The sequence below is a fragment of the Chryseobacterium suipulveris genome (assembly GCF_022811685.1).
Lineage (GTDB): Bacteria > Bacteroidota > Bacteroidia > Flavobacteriales > Weeksellaceae > Kaistella > Kaistella suipulveris.
This window is the reverse complement of record NZ_CP094532.1, coordinates 678,665-697,549: the sequence shown is the minus strand read 5'-3', so window position 1 is coordinate 697,549 and position 18,885 is coordinate 678,665. Positions and strand designations below refer to the sequence as shown.

Genomic DNA, 18,885 nt, shown 5'->3' with positions numbered 1-18,885 from the left:
TCAACAAATGAATCTCAACGATCTTTCCAAGATTTCCGACAGCTTCAACAGCACCCAGAAAATGCCCGTACTTTTCCTGGGACACGGTTCGCCGATGAACGCCATTGAGGAAAATATCTTTGTGCAGGGATTTAGAAATATTTCAAAAGAAATTCCGAAACCGAATGCGATACTCTGTATTTCAGCACACTGGTTTACGAACGGAACTTTTGTCACCGCCATGGAAACGCCGAAAACCATTCACGATTTCTATGGTTTTCCGAAGGAACTTTTCGAGGTGCAGTATCCCGCTCCGGGAAATCCTGAACTGGCAAAAGAAACCGCAGAACTTTTACTTCCCATTTCCGTGGAGGAGGATTTCAGTTGGGGACTCGATCACGGTGCGTGGAGCGTCATCAAACATCTTTATCCAAATGCCGATATTCCGGTAATCGAACTCAGCATCGATTATCGCAAACCGACTCAGTATCATTTCGAACTTGCCGCGCAACTGCAAAAACTTCGTGAAAAAGGGGTTTTAATTATTGGCAGCGGAAATATCGTGCACAATTTACGGATGATCGATTGGCGAAATATCAACACCGTCGGTTCCGGTTGGGATTGGGCAATCGAGGCGCGGGAAAAAACCAACAACTGGATTCTCGACGGCGATTTCAGAAAAATCATCGACTACCAAAATCAGGGAACAGCACTGCAATACGCTGTTCCGACTCCCGATCACTTTCTGCCATTGATTTATTCTTTAGGTCTGAAAGAAAAATCTGAAGAAATCACACTTTTCAATGACGAACTCATCGGCGGAAGTTTGAGCATGACGAGTTTGAAAATTGGATAACAAAAAAAAGATTCAGACATTTCTCTGAATCTTTTTTTGAAAAACTAATGAGGGTCTTTCTTAAAACGTTTTCCAATACGTCGAATTGTATTTTTTGTTGAAGTTTTTAATACAGCTTGGCGAAGTAATTTTCACGGCTACCGACGAAATTCCATTATCACCTGTATAACTGAAGTTTGGAATATCTGCTGTAGAAGTCTTTTGTTCTCCGTTTGCGTAAGTTGCGGTCCACTCATATTTATAACGGCTGTTCTGAACTTCTGGACGGAAAGAAACCAAGCCGTCGGAATTTTTTACCTCCACATAATTATCGAAAACAATATCGCAGTTGGAAGATGCATTGGAATTAGAAACACCAGTTGAAGAAGCATTGCTGTTTACTCTTATCCCCGTTCCGTCAACAATATTGATTGTTTTGCTGCACTCGGTTACTCCCTGCAAAGTGAGTGCGGTATGCTGCAGAGTCATGGTTCCGGGAGTATTTCCTCTTACTCTGATCGAGCTTTTTCGTACATCTCCATTTAAGGAAGCAACACTTCCTTTATTTTCCCAAAGGTGGCAGTTCCCACATTGCGATTGGTTGTTTTGGATGGTGTAGTTTGAAGTTGTTCCCATCCTGATTTCTGAATTTCCGTTAATAACGCATTGCGAAAACGCGCTTGTAAACAGCATTGCGCTGAATACTGTAAGAATCTTTTTCATAATAGTACTTTTTTGGTGTTATGTGGAACATTAAACCAAAATCGTACCTAAAAGAGAAAGAGTAAAGTAAATTTTTTTATTATTTGTGTGTGTGTGTTAGTTTGTTATTAGTTTTTGGATTTATACTTGGATCACTCCTAAATTAAATTTCTCGGTAATCGGTGCGTGGTTTGCTGCCTCGATTCCCATGGATATCCAGGTTCTGGTGTCGATTGGATTAATGATCGCATCAGTCCACAATCTTGCGGCTGCATAAACTGGCTCAGTTTGTTTCTGATACCTTTTTGAAATCGTGTCGAGAATTTCTTGATGTTCCTCTTCGGAAATTTCCTTACCCTGTTTTTTTTGCGTTGATTCCTGGATTTGAGCCAAAACTTTGGCGGCCTGACTTCCGCCCATCACCGCAAGTTCCGACCATGGCCAAGCTACGATCAGTCGCGGATCATACGCTTTTCCGCACATCGCGTAATTTCCGGCTCCGTAAGAATTGCCTGTAATTATTGTAAATTTTGGCACCACGGAATTTGAAACTGCGTTCACCATTTTTGCACCGTCTTTGATGATTCCGCCGTGTTCGGATTTGGAACCGACCATGAATCCGGTTACATCCTGAAGGAAAATCAGCGGTATTTTTCTTTGGTTGCAGTTCGCGATAAACCGCGTCGCTTTGTCGGCGGAATCGGAATAAATCACGCCGCCAAACTGCATTTCGCCTTTTCCGCTTTTTACTAATTTTCTTTGGTTGGCAACGATTCCCACGCTCCAACCGTCGATTCTAGCGGTTGCGCAGATAATGGTTTTACCGTAATCCGGTTTGTATTCTTCGTACTCAGAATTATCGACCAAACATTTAATGATGTCGAAAGTGTCGTATTGGTCAGCTCTGGAAACCGGCATATAACCGAAAATATTCTCGATTTTTTCTTTCGGCGGAAAACTTTCGATCCGGTCGAATCCGGCTTTCTCGTAATCGCCGATGGATTTCATTATGTTCTTGATGCGGTCTAAAGCGTCTTTGTCGTCTTTCGCCTTATAGTCGGTTACTCCCGAAATTTCGCAATGAGTTGTTGCTCCGCCTAAAGTTTCGTTGTCGATATTTTCGCCGATCGCTGCTTTCACCAAGTAACTTCCTGCCAAAAAGATGGATCCTGTCTTATCAACGATCATCGCTTCGTCGCTCATAATCGGGAGATACGCTCCACCTGCAACACAGCTTCCCATCACCGCAGAAATCTGAATAATTCCCATCGAACTCATTTTCGCGTTGTTTCGGAAGATTCTTCCAAAATGTTCCTTATCGGGGAAAATTTCGTCCTGCATCGGTAGGTAAACTCCGGCAGAATCTACAAGGTAAATGATCGGCAACTTATTTTCGATGGAAATTTCCTGTGCGCGAAGATTCTTTTTAGCAGTAATCGGAAACCAAGCTCCAGCTTTTACTGATGCGTCGTTGGCTACGACCAGGCATTGCTTTCCGGAAACGTAACCCATCTTCACCACTACTCCACCACTGGGACAACCGCCGTGTTCCTGATACATTTCGTGACCAGCAAAAGCACCGATTTCAAGGGAATGTGAATCTTTGTCGAGAAGATAGTCAATTCTTTCGCGGGCAGTCATTTTTCCTTCGTCCCGCTGCTTCTGGAGCCGTTTTTCTCCACCGCCTTTTTTTATTTCGGCGAGGAGTCGGTTGATTTCTGCAAGCTTCAGTTTATTTTGGTCTTCTCTCTTATTAAATTCTAAATCCATTCTTTAAAAATAAGTCAGGGTTAAATATACGATTTTTTCACCCGATTCGCCGAACACCAAAGAGTTTACGAAGTAATTGTTTGAAATACAGAAAATTAATTAAGAGAATTTAACGTTTTTTAGCTGAATTTAAACAAAATATTTTCCGCAAAATTTCGTTGAAACTTTAGAATTTAATAAATGACTCCTATAATTTATGAGATTCTGTTCCTAGTTTATTTTTTTAATAGTTTATTATTTGAAAGTCCCCGGAAGTTGAAAAATTTTTGGGGATTTTTGGCTGAATGGTTGAGTTGTTCAGTGATTCAGTGATTCAGTGGTGAAATGAATGAGTAGGGAGTTGAAAATTCCCCTCCTTTGGAGGGTTGGTTCCGACGGAGGAGGAACCGGGGTGGTTTTTTAGGAGAGTGGTTTAGTGGTTCAACGGTTCAGTGGTTCAGTGAAAAGTGGAAAAAAAATTAATACCAAACTATTCAAACCAATCCAAATCTTATCAAACCATTTCAAACAACTTCAAACCATTTCAAAAAACTTCAAACCACCTCAAACTATTTCAAACTATCTCAAACAACTTCAAACCATTTCAAATCTTTCAAACCATTTAAAATCTTTCAAACCATTTAAAACCCACTCCAATTTTGTAAATTTGCAACAATTAAGAAGTTTTCATGGTCAATAAATCGGCGCTGTTTCGGTTGCACTTCATCGTATTTTTGTGGGGATTCACGGCGATTCTTGGGAAACTGATTCATGCCAATGCACAAATCCTGGTTTTTTACAGGATGTTTTTTGCGGCATTTTTCCTCTTTATCTTCATCCGTTTTTTTCAGAGACAAAGCTTGAAAATTTCAAAGAAACTTTTCTTTCAGCTGGCTGCAATTGGCGGTTTTATGGCGTTTCACTGGCTGTTCTTTTTCCATTCGATTAAGGTTTCCAACGTGTCGATCGCGTTGAGCTGCCTTTCCTTGTCCACACTCTTCGCGTCGGTTCTGGAACCTTTAATTTTTAAAAGGAAAATCGATATTTCGGAAGTCATCATGGGAATCGTCATCGTAATTTGTATGGGAATGATCTTCAAGACTGAGTTTCATTATAAGGAGGGAATTTTTTACGGAGTCCTCACTGCACTTTTCGGGACTATTTTTTCTGTTTTTAATGGAAAGATTTTTGGCAAGACCAGTTCGGGAAACATTATTTTCTATGAAATATTTTCGGGATTAATGATTCTGAGTGTGTTTTATCTTTTCACCGGGCAAATTTTTCAACTAAATGAAATAAGTTACCGCGATTTGGCGTTAATCTTAATATTGGCGAGCGTTTTCACCGCATTCCCGATGCTGGAGTCGGTGAAGCTGATGAAGTATATTTCGCCGTTCACACTGATCCTCACGGTAAATCTGGAACCTGTTTACGGCATTATTCTCGCTTTTTTTATCTTTGGCGAGTCCGAACAGATGAGTCCGGTTTTTTATATCGCCTCGTTCATCATGATTATGGCGATCATTGCAAACGGTGTGATCAAGCAACGAAAAGCGGCCACCAAAAAAGTTGAAGCTGCATGAGAAAAATAATTATTGCCATCCTACTTGTTTTTGGAATTTTCTCCGACGCACAGATCGTGAGGAAATATTCCAACGAGTTTCTGAATATCGGAGCCGGAGCAAGAGGTTTGGCAATGGGAGGTTCAGTAATAGTAAACCAAAACGACGTGTACTCCCCGATGTGGAATCCTGCAGGATTGATCGGGATCGACCGCGATTGGCAAGGTGCGGCGATGCACGCCGAATATTTCGAGTCGATTGCAAAATACGATTATCTCGCTTTTGCGAAACCATTAGACAATAAAGGCGGAGTTTTCGCAATTTCTGTGGTGCGATTGGGTGTCGACAATATTCTGAACACTACCCAAATGATCGATTCCGAAGGAAATATCGACTACGACAAAATCACCAGTTTCTCGCAATCTGATTACGCTGCATTACTTTCCTATGCTTTCCGACCGGGAGGAAACCACCGGCTTTCTGCGGGGGTAAACGCAAAAGTGGTTTACCGAAATGTGGGGAAATTTGCCAACGGATTTGGTTTTGGTTTTGACCTCGGCTTGCTGTACAATGCAGATTCCGGTTGGAGTTATGGTGCGGTTTTAAAGGATGCAACAACAACCGTGAACTTTTGGACGGTGAACCAAAAAGAGCTCTCAGCTGTGGTGAATGGTGAGGAATTCAACCCTGCTCCAAAAGACAAACTCGAACTCACGATGCCTAAATTAAACCTTGGAATCAGTCGAAATTATGAAATCAACCGTGATTTGGAACTTCTTCCTGAAGCAGGAATCAATGTGGATTTTGCCAAAACCGCCGCGTTGATCTCGACCGATTTTGCGAGCATCACTCCTTATGCTGGTGCGGAACTGAAATTTCAAGACATGATTTTTGTGCGTGTCGGCTTGAACCGTTTCCAAACCGTGACCGACATCGAAAACCTTAAGCGCAAACTCTCTTTCCAACCCAGTGCGGGAATCGGAATCAAATACCACGGCTTGACTTTAGATTACGCTATTACGAATTCAGGAGTGGGCGGTTCCAACTTTTACTCGAATTTCTTTTCTTTGAAATTGGATATGGGAGATTTTAGAAATTAGATTTTTTTGAAAGATATTGATATGAAAAAGTTTTTACAATTGGTTACATTTTTTCTGTTTGCGATTAGTTTTGGTCAAAATATCTCCAACTATCAAAACATCTTAATCCCAACAGAATTTGCGGATGCGAAAGCTAACAGATTTGGATTAGGAGACTTGCTGGCAAAAAAACTGGTGGCGAAAAAGTACGTGGTCATCCACGAAAATGCAGACTACAATTGTGGAATTTTGAAAGCCGACTTACGCGACAACAGCAATATGTTCACCAATAAAATCATTGTAGATTTCAAAGACTGCAACGGAAAAATCATTGAAAGCTTTTCAGGGAAATCGAGCATTAAAGATTTCGAACCAGGAATGCGTGATGCGCTGGAAAATGCCCTTAAAAACTTAAGCTTTTCAAATCCGGTAGAACAAACAAAAATTGTCCAAACTCAAAATTCAAAACCAGCGGTTTCCATCCCGGTTGTGACTAAAACAGAAAATACGGCTCAACCAATTTTCTCAGAAAATAAAACAACGCCGACAACCAATAACCCAGTTTCAAAAGCGGAAGTGTTTAGCAACGGAAGTTTGAATCTGAACAAAATCAATATTTCTGCAAACCAATTTATTTTGGCAAATCCCAACAGCTCTGTTCCTTATGCAATTTTCAAAGCGTCGAGCAAGAAAGATGTTTTCCATGTTCAGCTTGAAAACGGAACTTCGACAATAGGATATTTTGAGGATGGAAAAATCGTGATCGACCTGCCCAATTCTGACGGAACTTTTAGGAAGGAGGTTTTGAGTAGAAAGTAATTATTCCCCCGAATTAAAATACTCCCAAACTATTTTCCCTTTGGATTTACCGAGAATTTCTTCCAGTGTTTCCAAAGAGGATTCCTTGATCCGTTTTACCGATTTCAGTTTAGAGAAAAGAAGCTCGATTGATTTTTCGCCCACTCCCGGGATTTCTTCCAGTTCCGATTTGATGGTGGAATTTTTTCTTCGCGTCCGGTGATGCTTCACTCCGAAACGGTGGGATTCATCGCGCACTCGTTGTAGAACTTTTAAAGTTTCTGATTTTTTATCGAGATAAAGCGGAATCGAATCTTCGGGAAAATAGATTTCTTCCAACCGCTTTGCAATTCCGATGATGGTGATTTTTCCGTAAAGTCCGAGCAGTTTCAAACTTTTCACGGCAGACGAAAGCTGACCTTTCCCACCGTCGATCAAGATCAGTTGCGGCAAATCTTCATTTTCATCGAGAAGCCGTTTGTAGCGACGATAAATCACTTCCTCCATCGTCGCAAAATCGTTCGGACCATCCACCGTTTTCGGGTGAAAGATACGGTAATCGTTTTTGCTTGGCTTCCCATCTTTAAACACAACACAGGCAGAAACCGGATTTGTTCCCTGAATGTTGGAATTATCAAAACCTTCGATGTGGCGCGGTTCTACAGGCATTCTCAGCAGCTTTTGCATCTCCGCCATAATTCGGTTCGTATGTCTTTCGGGATCCACAATCTGCACCTGCTTCAGTTTTTCGACGCGGTATTCTTTGGCATTTTTTTCAGAAAGTTCCACGATTCGCTTTTTGTCGCCGACTTTGGGAACGATAAATTTCGCATTTGGAATCTCAAAGCCAAGATGAAACGGAACCAAGATTTCACGCGAGTCGGAAAGAAATTTTTGCCGAATCTCGATAATCGCTTCCTCCAGGATATCTTCATCGGTTTCCTCCAAAACCTTCTTGATTTCGGTGGTGTAACTTTGGATGATGTTCCCGTTCTGGATTTTGAAATAGTTCACATACGCCGCAGTTTCATCGCTCGTCATTCCGAAAACATCCACATCGTCGATGTTTGGATTCACCACCGTATGCTTATGCTGATAATCGTCGAGAATATCGATTTTTTCTTTGACCATCTGCGCTTTTTCGAACTCCAGATTCTCGGCGTGACTCATCATTTTTTGCACAAGATGCTCCTTCGCCTTCCTGAAATCTCCCTTGATAATCCCACGGATTGCATCAATTTTTTGGTCGTAATGCTCTTTCGATTCCAATCCTTCACACGGTCCTTCACAATTTTTGATGTGGTATTCCAGGCAAACCTTGTATTTCCCTTCCGCAATTTTGCCGGGGGCGAGATTCAGTGTGCAAGTTCGGATTTTATAAATATGTTTAATGGTATCGAGCAAAACCTTTGCTGGACGAACTTTTGCATAAGGCCCGAAATATTCCGAACCATCTTTAACCAAGGTTCGCGTCAGAAAAATCCTTGGGAAATCCTCATTCTTGATACAAATCCACGGGAAGGATTTGTCGTCCTTCATCATCACATTATAAAACGGTTGATGTTCCTTGATGAGATTGTTTTCGAGCAGAAGCGCGTCGTACTCACTGTTTACGACCGTAGTCTCCAACCGCTGAATTTTCCCTACCATAATTTTGGTACGGTATCCCGAAAGGTTTTTGTTGAAATAAGAAAGTACCCTTTTCTTCAGGTTTTTGGCCTTTCCCACATACAGCAGCTCGTCGTTCTTGTCGTAATAACGGTAAACGCCGGGATCGGTTGGCAAAGTTTTCAGCTGAAGTTCGAGATTGGGATTCATATAACAAAAATAGGGAAAATGAAATTCTAAAAGCAACGTAAAATTTTGGATGAGGGGTTGTTTTGGTCTTAATTGGAGAAAAATCTCAAATAAACGACTTGTCGCTCCTACGGAGCTCAGTATCCGCATTCTGCGAAATTTGTGAGGTCAATCTCTGTCTTACTTGTCGCTCCTACGGAGCTCTGTACTTTTGCCGGTAATCGGATGCTACAAACGTTTTGCTCCTACGGAGCTCGATATGTTTACCGGCAATCTGCTGCCACAAACATTTCGCTCCTACGGAGCGAGAACCTGATTTATATCGGTTGTTTTGTTATTCTCTTTCTGATTTTGGAATTATTTTACAGCGCTACAGATTTTCCGTGCGGCTTCGTAGAAGCCGAAAGTTTGTAGAGGTAGAAAACATGAACACGTACAAAACCAGCACCGTAGGACCGGCAAGTTTCCTCCTTTCTTTCACAACCTTGGAACAGTCAATTCAAGCTATTCCCTCATCAAAAAAAATCTGCCCCTCACTTTCTTGTCGGCTTCGTAGAAGCCATAGGTTTGTAGAAAACAAGAAAGCGCGCGAAACCAGCTCTGCAGGAGCGGCAAGTCAATTCCCTTCCTCACCTTCATAAAATTCAAACAAATACTCGTTCTTGAAATCAATCTCAAATTTTTCCAAAATCTCAACATATTCTTGCCTGAATGTCTGCTTTTTATGGTGCGCTTCCTGATTCAAAACATATTTCGCTACTTGATCAATTTGGCTCTTTGAATATGAAAACACTCCATATCCTTCCTGCCAATGAAATTTCCCAAGAAACCAGCACTCCTCATTAATCATTTTTGATGAACTTGCCTTAATATCGCGTACAAGCTCTGAAATGGAAACATCGAACTTATTCAGACCAACCAAAATATGAATGTGGTCTGGATTTGAATAGATTGCCAATACCTTTTGACCTTTATTCTGAATAATGCCCGTAATATACTTCTGTACATCTTCGCGGCGGTCATTACGAATGAGATTAGACCTGCCCTTCACAGCAAAAATTAGCTGAATATAAACTTGAGAATAAACATTTGCCATTTCCGTAACTATTTAGATTTCAATCAAAAATACTAAAAATAAACACCAAAGAAAATCTACAACAAATCAAAAATCAGTGATTTCAATTCTTATTTGGGCACCTTTTCCGTACTCCACTCCCGCTTTTTTCTTTTCCCATGCTCAATCCAGCCAAAAGAAAAAGAGCTCCGTTCAGTCCGGGGTGCGATTTCCGCTTTCACATAAAATTCTGTATTTTTATAGAAATTTTCACAACAATGATTTACGGTATCGACACGTTCACAATTTCCGATGTAATGGCGATTTTAGACAATCCCAAACTGGCAAAACTCAACAAGCAGGCAAAGGACAAAATCCTGAAATCCCAAAAAAATGTTCGACAAATTGTGGAATCCGACCGAACTGTTTACGGAATCAACACCGGTTTCGGACCGCTCTGTGACGTGAAAATTTCCGAGGAAGAAACAGCACAGCTTCAGCATAATCTGATAATTTCCCACGCTGTAGGTGTCGGAAAACCTATTTCCAAAGAACTTTCCAAAGTGATGATGATTGCAAAAATCCACGCACTTTCAAAAGGATTTTCCGGCGTTTCGCTCGATGTGATTGAAAGAATGATTCTGATGCTGGAAAAAGATATTATTCCCGTCGTTCCGGAACAAGGTTCTGTTGGCGCTTCCGGAGATTTGGCTCCGCTTGCACACCTGGTTCTGCCTTTACTTGGATTGGGAAAAGTATGGGAAAACGATCAACCGGTGGAAACTTCAAAAATTCTGAAAAAACACTCGCTCAAACCTTTGCAGCTCGGTCCAAAAGAAGGATTGGGACTGATCAATGGAACTCAGTTTATTTTGGCACACGCAATTATCGGACTTCATAAATTTGACTATTTGCTTGATTTGGCAGATTTAACGGCGGCACTATCACTGGAAGCTTATCGTGGATCGGCAAGTCCTTTTAAAAAGGAACTTCACGAAATCCGTCCGTTTTCAGGGAGCAAAAAAGTGGCTGCAAGAATGGTGAAATTCCTGAAAAACTCAGACAACCTCAAGAGTCACGAATTCTGCGACAGAGTTCAGGATCCGTACTCGATGAGATGTGTACCGCAAGTTCACGGAGCGAGCAGAAATGCGTATGAACATTTGAAAACTCTCGCTGAAACCGAACTAAATTCTGTAACCGATAATCCGATTGTGTTAAGTGCAGAGGAATCGATTTCCGGCGGCAATTTTCACGGACAACTTTTGGCGTTGCCTTTAGATTATGCGACTTTGGCAGCTGCAGAGCTGGGTAATATTTCAGACAGGAGAAGCTATCTTCTACTGGAAGGAAAATACGGTTTGCCGAAATTGTTGGTAGAAAGTTCAGGACTCAACTCAGGATTTATGATTCCGCAATACACTTCCGCCGCTTTGGTTACGGAAAATAAAACGCTTTGTTTCCCGGCTTCAGCAGATTCTATACCGACAAGTTTAGGTCAAGAAGACCACGTCTCAATGGGAAGTATTTCCGGCAGAAAATTCAACCAGGTCTTGGGAAATCTTGAAAACATTCTCGCTGTAGAATTGATGTTTGGAGCTCAGGGATTGGAATTCAGACGACCTGCAACCTGCTCCAGATATGTAGAAAATGCATATAGTCTCATCAGATCAAAAGTGGCAAAATTGGAAGACGATCGCTTAATTGGCGACGACATTACCGCAATTGCCGATTTAGTAAGAGAAAGAAAATTTGCAGTGAATTAATTTCATCGACATACTTTTCATACTGATTTACATTTCAGAATTGCTGCTTCTATCATAAAACTTCGGCATCTGCCAATGGTATTTCACGGCCAAAGTTCGAATGATCACGATGAGCGCAATTGTGGAAATCTGCACAAATACATAGGAAAGATTACTGAATTTCACCATCAGCAAAAACAAACTTCCGCCAACGATACAGGCGGTAGCATAAATTTCTTTTCTGAAGATCAGAGGAATCCTGTTCAGAAAAATATCTCGGATAATCCCGCCAAAACAACCGGTAATCGTACCAAGCGTCAAACAGATTATCGGGTGCAGATCAGCATTCAAACCTTTTTGAATACCGATTATGGTGAAAAGTCCCAAACCTAAACTGTCGAAAATAAACAGCGTAACATTAAAACTTTTCTCAAAATATTTAACAAGAAAAGCCAAGAGCGTACCTCCAAAAATCGCGGAAACCATCATCATATGGCGCATCCAAAACACCGGAACATCCAATAAAACATCTCTCACCGTACCACCACCAACAGAAGTGACAAATGCAATGATAAGCACCCCGAAAGGATCAAAACGCTTCTGCATCGCCGCGAAAGCTCCCGACATTGCGAATGCGATAGTACCGAAAATCTCGATGACCAGATTGAAACTTTGATGAAATTCGAGGTTGTACATTCTTAAGTTTTAAACCCTTACTGCGTCTGGTACTAACAATTCATAATTTCCTTTAAAACTGATAATCTCACGCACAATGCTGCTGCTGATAAATGATTTGCCCGAAGAAGTCAGAAGGAAAATTGTTTCTATTTTGTTCTCTCGCGTTAGTTCACGATTGGTTTGCGCAATGGCTTTCTCAAATTCAAAGTCGGCGGGATTTCTGAGTCCGCGGAGAATGAAGTTAACATTCTTGCTGTGACAGTAATCGATAGTTAAACCCTCGAAATGATCGACTTCGATGTTGGGAAACTTTTCAAAAGTCTTCTTGATGAATTCCATTCGCTGTTCGAGCGAGAACATATATTTCTTCTGTGAATTCTGACCGATCGCGATAATAATTTTGTCGAAAAGCGGATATGCTCTTTCAACAATATCGTAGTGACCAAGCGTAATTGGGTCGAATGAACCCGGGAAAACGGCGACTCTCATAAATTTAGTTTCAAGTTTCAGGTTTCAAGTTTCAAGTTCAGAAACTCAGATTATTTAGGGTTTTTTCTGCAATGCTTTTTCTACCTCGTTTCCGCAGAGGTCTTTGATGGAAATCCCAAAATGCTTCGCCTGTTGCGGCAGGATTGATGCAGGTGAAAATCCTGGATTGGTATTCATTTCAAGCATGTAGGGAATACCGTCCATTATGATATATTCACTTCTGGAAAAACCGCTCATTCCTAAGGACTCATAAGCTCTCTTTGCAATTTCTTCCACTTTGATTCTGGTTTCGTCATCAATTCTTGCCGGGGTAATTTCGTCGGAAGCTCCTTCATATTTTGCTTCGTAATCGAAAAATTCTTTGCCCTCTTTCGGCACAATCTCAGTGATTCCCAAAACAATAGTTTCTCCCTCGAAATCTACAACACCAACCGAAACTTCCATTCCATTAAGGAAACTTTCGATAAGAATTTCATCGTCCTCCGCAAATGCGAAATCCAGCGCTTTTTTCAGTTCAGATTTTTCCTTCACTTTTGTAATTCCTAATGAAGAGCCGCTCTGATTGGGTTTAACAAACAAGGGAAGTCCAAGTTCTGCAACTATTTCATCTTCATTTATATCTTGCCCGTTTCTTAAATAAATACTTTTCGCAGAAGGAATTCCGTATTTTGAAAGTACAGCCAGTGTATCTTTTTTATTAAAAGTCAAAGCACTTTGGTAAAAACCGCAACCGGTATATTTTTGCCCGATCGTGTCCCAATACGCCTGCAATTCCCCATTCTCACCCGGTTTCCCGTGAATGATATTGAAACACACATCAAACTTCACGGTAAAACCACTACTCAGGTTCACCGAAAAATCTGCTTTGTTGATGGGAGTCTTCTGATCCCGGTCATCCAGGAAATACCATTCGTTTTTCAGAATCACCACCTTATAAACATTGTATATTTCCCGATCGAGGGAATCGAAAATCAGTTGCCCGCTTTTCAGGGAAACGATGTATTCATCAGAATAACCGCCCATTACAACGGCTACGTTTTTCTTTTTCATGGCTTTATTAACAAATCAAGCAAATTTAAACAAATTGTTTATAAATAAGGTTCCGCGAGAGAAAATATTCCGATTTTCACCTTCAGAATCATGTACTTTTTTGTGGATAAATGAGCCAGTTGCGGTTTTATTTTCCGCCTAAAAAACCTTATTTTTGCCCCTTATTAAATCGAAAGATTCCTTGTGGTCTTAGAAAAATAAACATCTTCATATGAAAAGATGGTATCTCTACCCTTTTTCCCTTGGTTATCATTTGGTCACTGCAGTACGCAACGCCTTTTATAGCTTGGGAATTTTTAAATCTACAAAGTTCAGGACTCCGATCATTAATGTCGGAAACCTTTCCGTAGGCGGAAGTGGAAAATCGCCGATGGTGATGTATTTGGCAGATCTGCTCTCAAGAAACTTCAGGACGGGGGTTCTTTCAAGAGGTTACGGAAGAGTGACCAAAGGTTATGGAATCACCAATTACGACAGCAACTATAAAACGGTAGGTGATGAAGCGATGCAGCTTTTCGAAAGATTCAAAAACCGTTTTGTAATCGGCGTTTCCGAAGAGAGAGTTCCGGGTGCGAAAAAGATTATCGAAGATATGGACCTGGATGTTCTGATCCTGGACGACGCTTATCAGCACCGCGCGATCAATCCGGGTTTCAATATTTTGATGACGGATTATAACGACCCTTATTTCAAAGACTTTCTGCTTCCTGCAGGAGATTTGCGGGAGAGTCGAGCTGGAAAAAAGAGGGCGCAAATCATCATGGTTTCAAAATGTCCCGATAACCTAACCGACGAGAAAAAGCAATACTACATTTCGAGGATCAAACCGCAGCACAACCAGAAAGTTTTCTTTTCGAGCATTGGCTACGACGAGAATGTGTATGCTCACGACAAGTTTTTGCCCGACAATAATCTGGGATATTACGACATCCTGCTCATCACAGGAATCGCGAATCCGAAACCGCTCCTCGATCACCTCTCAAGATTTTCGCAGCGTGTAAAGCATTTAAAATTTAAGGACCACCACAATTTCAGCGACCAGGACATTAAAAATATTTTGGCGGAATACAAGAAGTTGGGCGAATACAGAATGATCTTAACAACAGAGAAGGATTACGTGCGGCTGAAAACTTTTGACTACCTTCGTGATCTTGTCTATTATTGGCCGATCAACGTCAACATCGATAAAAAGGACGAATTTAACCAAATCATATTGGATTATGTTAGAAAGAATTAAGGAAACAGCAGCATTCATCAAGAATATTATTAAGGAAACTCCGGATTTTGCAATCGTCTTAGGTTCCGGATTGGGCAAACTTAAAGACGAGGTAGAGCCGATCCATATTTTGGACTATACCGAAATCCCAAACTTTCCACAGACAACGGTTGTCGGTCATGGCGGAAAATTAATCTACGGAATCCTTGAGGGGAAAAAAGTGCTGATGATGAGCGGCAGATTCCACTATTACGAAGGACACGATATTCAGACGGTGGTTTTTCCGTTCCGAGTATTTCATCTTTTGGGAATCAAAAACTTGATCGTTTCTAACGCTTCAGGTGGCGTGAATCCCAATTTCAGAGTTGCCGATGTGATGCTGATTTCCGACCATATCAATATGATGCCGGAACATCCGCTTCGCGGAAAAAACCTCGACGAACTTGGACCACGCTTCGTGGATATGAGCGAACCTTACAACAAGAAAATGCTCGAAACCGCCGAAACTTTTGCCAAGGAAAATAACATTCCGGTTCATAAAGGAGTGTACGTCGCTTTGCAGGGACCCACCTTCGAAACTCCAGCTGAATACGGAATGATTCGCGCGATCGGCGGCGACGCGGTGGGAATGAGCACCGTTCCCGAAGTGATTGTCGCAAAACATCAGGAAATGGACTGTTTCGGGATTTCGATCATCACCGATGTGGGTGGACCCGAAATCGCTTTCACCGTATCCCACGACGAAGTTCTGGAAGCAGCGAATAAAGCAATGCCGAACGTCATTAAAATCGTAAAAGGGCTGATTAAAAATTATTGATAAATTCTTTCAGATTTGAAATGAATTTTTTTGAGAAAAACGGATTTAAGCGTTCAGTTCATCCTTTTTTTCGATTATGAATTTGCTTTTTCTGCCACATTTTGTAGATAAAATTTTATCCACAGTATGAATTAATTGTGAATAAAATTGTAAATCATTGATTTCCAATACGTTGTTATTAACACAATGTACTTGGTTCTCCCTTTAAACATTCTTGATAAAAACCATCGATTTATTTTGCTTTTCTCAATAAAATCCTGTTATCTTTACATCACAATCAAGTCATAGTTGCAGAGGCACAAACCGGTAACCGCAAGGTGAAAAGTTTTAACTCAAACAAAAGACGGGATTTGAAATCCGGATCACAGATTTCTGATTCGAGGTTGAATTCGAAAGAAAACAGCTGAAAAGACGAAAAGAAACGTAAGATGAAAAAACCGACTTTATTAAAATGCACAGACTAAAAAAGTCGAAACTTTTTAGTATAGTTTGAAGACGTAAACCGTAAGGTGAAATCTGAAAAATTAAAACGAAAGTGAAGATCTTAAAAGTTAGCACTGAGATTGGAAACAGAAGTTTTTAAACTCGTCAGCACAAAGATAGAAGCTGCAAAGCAGAAATCCGGAAGCTGAAAAAGAAAAGACAGGAAACAAAAAATCGCGTTGGAGCAGAAAGTGTTTACTGATTTGCCAAATAAAAAAGACGAGACCGCAAGGAAAAGTTTTTTGAATTTAAATCTAAAGTCAGTACTTGAAGCGAAAACAGAAGTAAAAACTTTAACTGATGATTCAGCAACAGAATTTGCAAAAGTTCAACCGCGGAATCATCAGTTTTTTTTGTGCAGAAACTAATATTTTTCTTCGTATTTTTCAAAATTAAAGACCGTATTTTTCAAAGTTGACTATCGTATTTTTCAAAATTTACTGATGTATTTTTCAAAGTTTATTATCGTATTTTTCAAAGTTTATTGTCGTAATATTCAAAATAAATAGTATCTTTGGCAATGAAAAAACATCGATAATGAGCGTACAGAGAACCATTAAGGAAGAAATTGATTTTCTTTGCGGAAAATATCCGGTTATTGCGGTTACAGGTCCACGACAATCGGGAAAGACTACTTTTCTGAAAGAAGAGTTTTCCAATTACACTTACGTCAATCTGGAGAATCCCGATATCAGAAATTTTGCTGAATCCGACACCAAATCTTTTCTCGAGCAGTACGACCGATTTGTCATTTTCGATGAAGTACAGCGTGCGCCGTTTCTGTTTTCATACATCCAGGCAAAAGTGGACGAAGACAAAGTGAGGGGTCAGTTTATTCTATCTGGATCCCAGAATTTTCACCTAATGCAGAATATCACACAAAGTCTTGCGGGAAGAGTCGCGATTTTCAAACTGTTTCCTTTTGATTTTTCAGAAATGAAGTCAGGCGGTTTTTTAGATGAAGATTACAGTGTGAACCTTCAACGTGGATTTTACCCCGCAATTTTCGACAGAAATATTCCGCCAAAAACATTCTACTCCAACTACCTGCAAACTTATGTTGAAAGGGATCTGTCGGAAATCATCAACATTCGTGATCTTCGGGCGTTCCGAAATTTTATTTCACTTTGTGCGGCAAGATCGGGACAGTTGCTCAACCTGAACTCTTTAGCCAACGAGTGCGGAATTTCCCAACCCACGGCGAAATCCTGGATTTCGGTTTTGGAAACAAGTTATATCATTTTCCTACTGCAACCGTATCATAAAAATTACAATAAAAGGATTACCAAAAGTCCGAAACTTTATTTTTATGACACAGGTTTGCTGAGTTTTCTCCTAAAACTTACAAAACCTGAAGACTTACAGCTTCATCCGCACAAAGGCGAACTTTTCGAAAATTTCATCATTGCAGAAATGGTCAAGGTGAATTACCACCGCAATTTGATGCGGGATTTTTGGTTCTGGCGCGATGTTCAGGGACGGGAAGTCGATCTGCTTTTTCAGGACAATCAATTGCTGAATATTATGGAAATCAAAGCTTCGCAAACCATAATGAGCGATATGTTCAAAGGGCTGAACTTCTTTACAGAACTGGCGAAAGACAGCATCAAAGACAAATTTTTGGTAAACTCCGGTGCGGTAAATCAGAAACGTTCGGCAGCAGAAGTGATTGGTTGGGAAAAAATTGAGAAAATCTAACACCTTTTGACAAAACCGTTTCTTTGTCCTAATTTTGTGTTATGCAACCGCAACGCAAAATCATCCACATCGATATGGACGCATTTTATGCTTCCGTGGAGCAGCACGACAATCCCGAACTTCGTGGGAAACCTGTTTGTGTAGGTGGCGGAAAATACGGCGTAGTTGCGGCCGCAAGTTATGAGGCAAGGAAGTTTGGAATCTGGTCGGCAATGCCTGGAAGAATGGCGTTGGAAAAATGTCCGCATTTGATTGTGGTAAAACCCCGATTTCAACGGTATAAGGAAATCTCGCAGCAGATCCGTAATATTTTCTACGAATACACCGATTTGGTGGAACCACTCTCTTTGGACGAAGCTTATCTCGACGTTACCGAAAACAAAAAGAACATCGAGTCGGCAAACCAAATCGCCCGCGAAATCCGCAAACGAATTCTTGAAGAAACTGGACTCACTGCTTCTGCAGGGATTTCCGTGAATAAGTTTTTGGCAAAAGTCGCGTCCGATTACAACAAACCCAACGGACAAAAAACCATCCATCCCACCCAAATCCTGGAATTTATGGAGGAACTGCCTATTGAAAAATTCTACGGTATCGGAAAAGTTACCGCCAACAGAATGCATGAACTCCATATTTTCAATGGCCGCGATCTGAAGCAGAAAACTTTGGAACAGCTGGTCGGACTTTTCGGAAAATCGGGAACGTATTATTATAATGTTGTCCGTGGGATTCACAAAAGTGAGGTGAAACCCCACCGAATCCAGAAAAGTGTCGCCGTGGAGGAAACCTATTTCGAGAATCTTTTGGATGAGGAAGCTGTTTTCAAACAGTTGAAAGAGATCAGTGAAGATTTGGAATCCCGGTTGAGCAGAAAAGAAATAAAGGGAAAATCATTAACCCTGAAAATCAGGTACAGAGATTTCTCCGTTTTCACCCGAAGCAAAACCCAGGAAGTGTATTACGAAAACGCGCAGGATTTCTACGAAACCGCACAAAAACTTTGGGAACTCCGTCCGTTTGACAAACCCGTGAGATTATTGGGATTATCACTTTCCAACCTCAACACGATGGAGAAAAAGAAGATTTCGGTACAGCTGACAATTCCTTTCCCTGATTTCGATTTATAGAAGATTGGGACAATATTTGCTTTTTTG

At 40.9% G+C, this 18,885-nt stretch carries 16 protein-coding genes; 9 read left to right on the top strand and 7 right to left on the bottom strand.

Going from position 1 to position 18,885, the window contains the following annotated elements:
- Positions 1–7 precede the first annotated feature (7 nt).
- Positions 8–835, top strand: coding sequence for a 4,5-DOPA-extradiol-dioxygenase (gene ygiD, locus MTP09_RS03270; RefSeq protein WP_243550527.1), 828 nt, complete (start codon positions 8–10; stop codon positions 833–835).
- A gap of 60 nt (positions 836–895) precedes the next feature.
- Here the strand turns inward: ygiD and MTP09_RS03265 are convergent, their stop codons facing one another.
- Positions 896–1,537, bottom strand: coding sequence for a hypothetical protein (locus MTP09_RS03265; protein WP_243550525.1), 642 nt, complete (start codon positions 1,535–1,537; stop codon positions 896–898).
- A gap of 120 nt (positions 1,538–1,657) precedes the next feature.
- Positions 1,658–3,286 (bottom strand): acyl-CoA carboxylase subunit beta, encoded by a 1,629-nt coding sequence (locus tag MTP09_RS03260; RefSeq protein WP_243550523.1) that lies wholly within the window; start codon positions 3,284–3,286, stop codon positions 1,658–1,660.
- A 668-nt stretch (positions 3,287–3,954) separates the two neighbouring features.
- Here MTP09_RS03260 and MTP09_RS03255 point away from each other — a divergent pair.
- The 3 genes from MTP09_RS03255 to MTP09_RS03245 are packed head-to-tail and all read left to right on the top strand — an operon-like array spanning position 3,955 to position 6,725.
- On the top strand, positions 3,955–4,848 hold the full coding sequence (locus tag MTP09_RS03255; protein ID WP_243550521.1) for a DMT family transporter: 894 nt from the start codon (positions 3,955–3,957) through the stop codon (positions 4,846–4,848).
- On the top strand, positions 4,845–5,927 hold the full coding sequence (locus MTP09_RS03250) for a putative type IX sorting system protein PorV2 (protein WP_243550519.1): 1,083 nt from the start codon (positions 4,845–4,847) through the stop codon (positions 5,925–5,927). The genes MTP09_RS03255 and MTP09_RS03250 overlap by 4 nt, the downstream gene beginning before the upstream one ends.
- Positions 5,928–5,948: 21 nt before the next feature.
- A complete protein-coding gene (locus MTP09_RS03245; RefSeq protein ID WP_243550517.1) occupies positions 5,949–6,725 on the top strand; it encodes a hypothetical protein in 777 nt (258 codons plus the stop codon).
- Here MTP09_RS03245 and uvrC read toward each other — a convergent pair whose 3' ends face one another.
- Positions 6,726–8,522 (bottom strand): excinuclease ABC subunit UvrC, encoded by a 1,797-nt coding sequence (gene uvrC / locus MTP09_RS03240; RefSeq protein WP_243550515.1) that lies wholly within the window; start codon positions 8,520–8,522, stop codon positions 6,726–6,728. It abuts the gene before it with no gap.
- Between the two features lie 595 nt (positions 8,523–9,117).
- Entirely contained in the window at positions 9,118–9,597 is a 480-nt protein-coding gene (gene tnpA / locus MTP09_RS03235; protein ID WP_243550513.1) for an IS200/IS605 family transposase, read from the bottom strand.
- Positions 9,598–9,833: 236 nt separating this feature from the next.
- Between tnpA and hutH the strand changes: the two genes are divergently transcribed.
- Positions 9,834–11,321 (top strand): histidine ammonia-lyase, encoded by a 1,488-nt coding sequence (gene hutH / locus MTP09_RS03230; RefSeq protein WP_243550511.1) that lies wholly within the window; start codon positions 9,834–9,836, stop codon positions 11,319–11,321.
- Between the two features lie 27 nt (positions 11,322–11,348).
- Here hutH and MTP09_RS03225 read toward each other — a convergent pair whose 3' ends face one another.
- The 3 genes from MTP09_RS03225 to MTP09_RS03215 all read right to left on the bottom strand — a co-directional run bounded on the left by MTP09_RS03225 (position 11,349) and on the right by MTP09_RS03215 (position 13,517).
- On the bottom strand, positions 11,349–11,927 hold the full coding sequence (locus MTP09_RS03225; RefSeq protein ID WP_243551571.1) for a trimeric intracellular cation channel family protein: 579 nt from the start codon (positions 11,925–11,927) through the stop codon (positions 11,349–11,351).
- Positions 11,928–12,005: 78 nt separating this feature from the next.
- A complete protein-coding gene (coaD, locus tag MTP09_RS03220; RefSeq protein ID WP_243550509.1) occupies positions 12,006–12,467 on the bottom strand; it encodes a pantetheine-phosphate adenylyltransferase in 462 nt (153 codons plus the stop codon).
- Positions 12,468–12,521: 54 nt separating this feature from the next.
- Positions 12,522–13,517 (bottom strand): D-alanine--D-alanine ligase, encoded by a 996-nt coding sequence (locus tag MTP09_RS03215; RefSeq protein ID WP_243550507.1) that lies wholly within the window; start codon positions 13,515–13,517, stop codon positions 12,522–12,524.
- Between the two features lie 211 nt (positions 13,518–13,728).
- Here MTP09_RS03215 and lpxK point away from each other — a divergent pair, with 211 nt between their 5' ends.
- The 4 genes from lpxK to dinB all read left to right on the top strand — a co-directional run bounded on the left by lpxK (position 13,729) and on the right by dinB (position 18,858).
- Positions 13,729–14,754 carry a tetraacyldisaccharide 4'-kinase gene (gene lpxK, locus MTP09_RS03210; RefSeq protein ID WP_243550504.1) on the top strand — a complete coding sequence of 342 codons (1,026 nt, stop codon included), beginning with the start codon at positions 13,729–13,731 and terminating at the stop codon, positions 14,752–14,754.
- Complete coding sequence (locus tag MTP09_RS03205; RefSeq protein WP_243550502.1) at positions 14,738–15,550, top strand: purine-nucleoside phosphorylase; 813 nt, start codon at positions 14,738–14,740, stop codon at positions 15,548–15,550. The genes lpxK and MTP09_RS03205 overlap by 17 nt, the downstream gene beginning before the upstream one ends.
- A gap of 1,020 nt (positions 15,551–16,570) precedes the next feature.
- Positions 16,571–17,731: an ATP-binding protein gene (locus tag MTP09_RS03200; protein WP_243550500.1), complete on the top strand. Its 1,161-nt coding sequence runs from the start codon at positions 16,571–16,573 to the stop codon at positions 17,729–17,731.
- 41 nt (positions 17,732–17,772) lie between these two features.
- The gene (dinB, locus tag MTP09_RS03195) at positions 17,773–18,858 is read left to right on the top strand and encodes a DNA polymerase IV (protein ID WP_243550498.1); all 1,086 of its coding nucleotides are present in this window, start codon (positions 17,773–17,775) and stop codon (positions 18,856–18,858) included.
- The last annotated feature ends 27 nt before the right edge of the window (positions 18,859–18,885 follow it).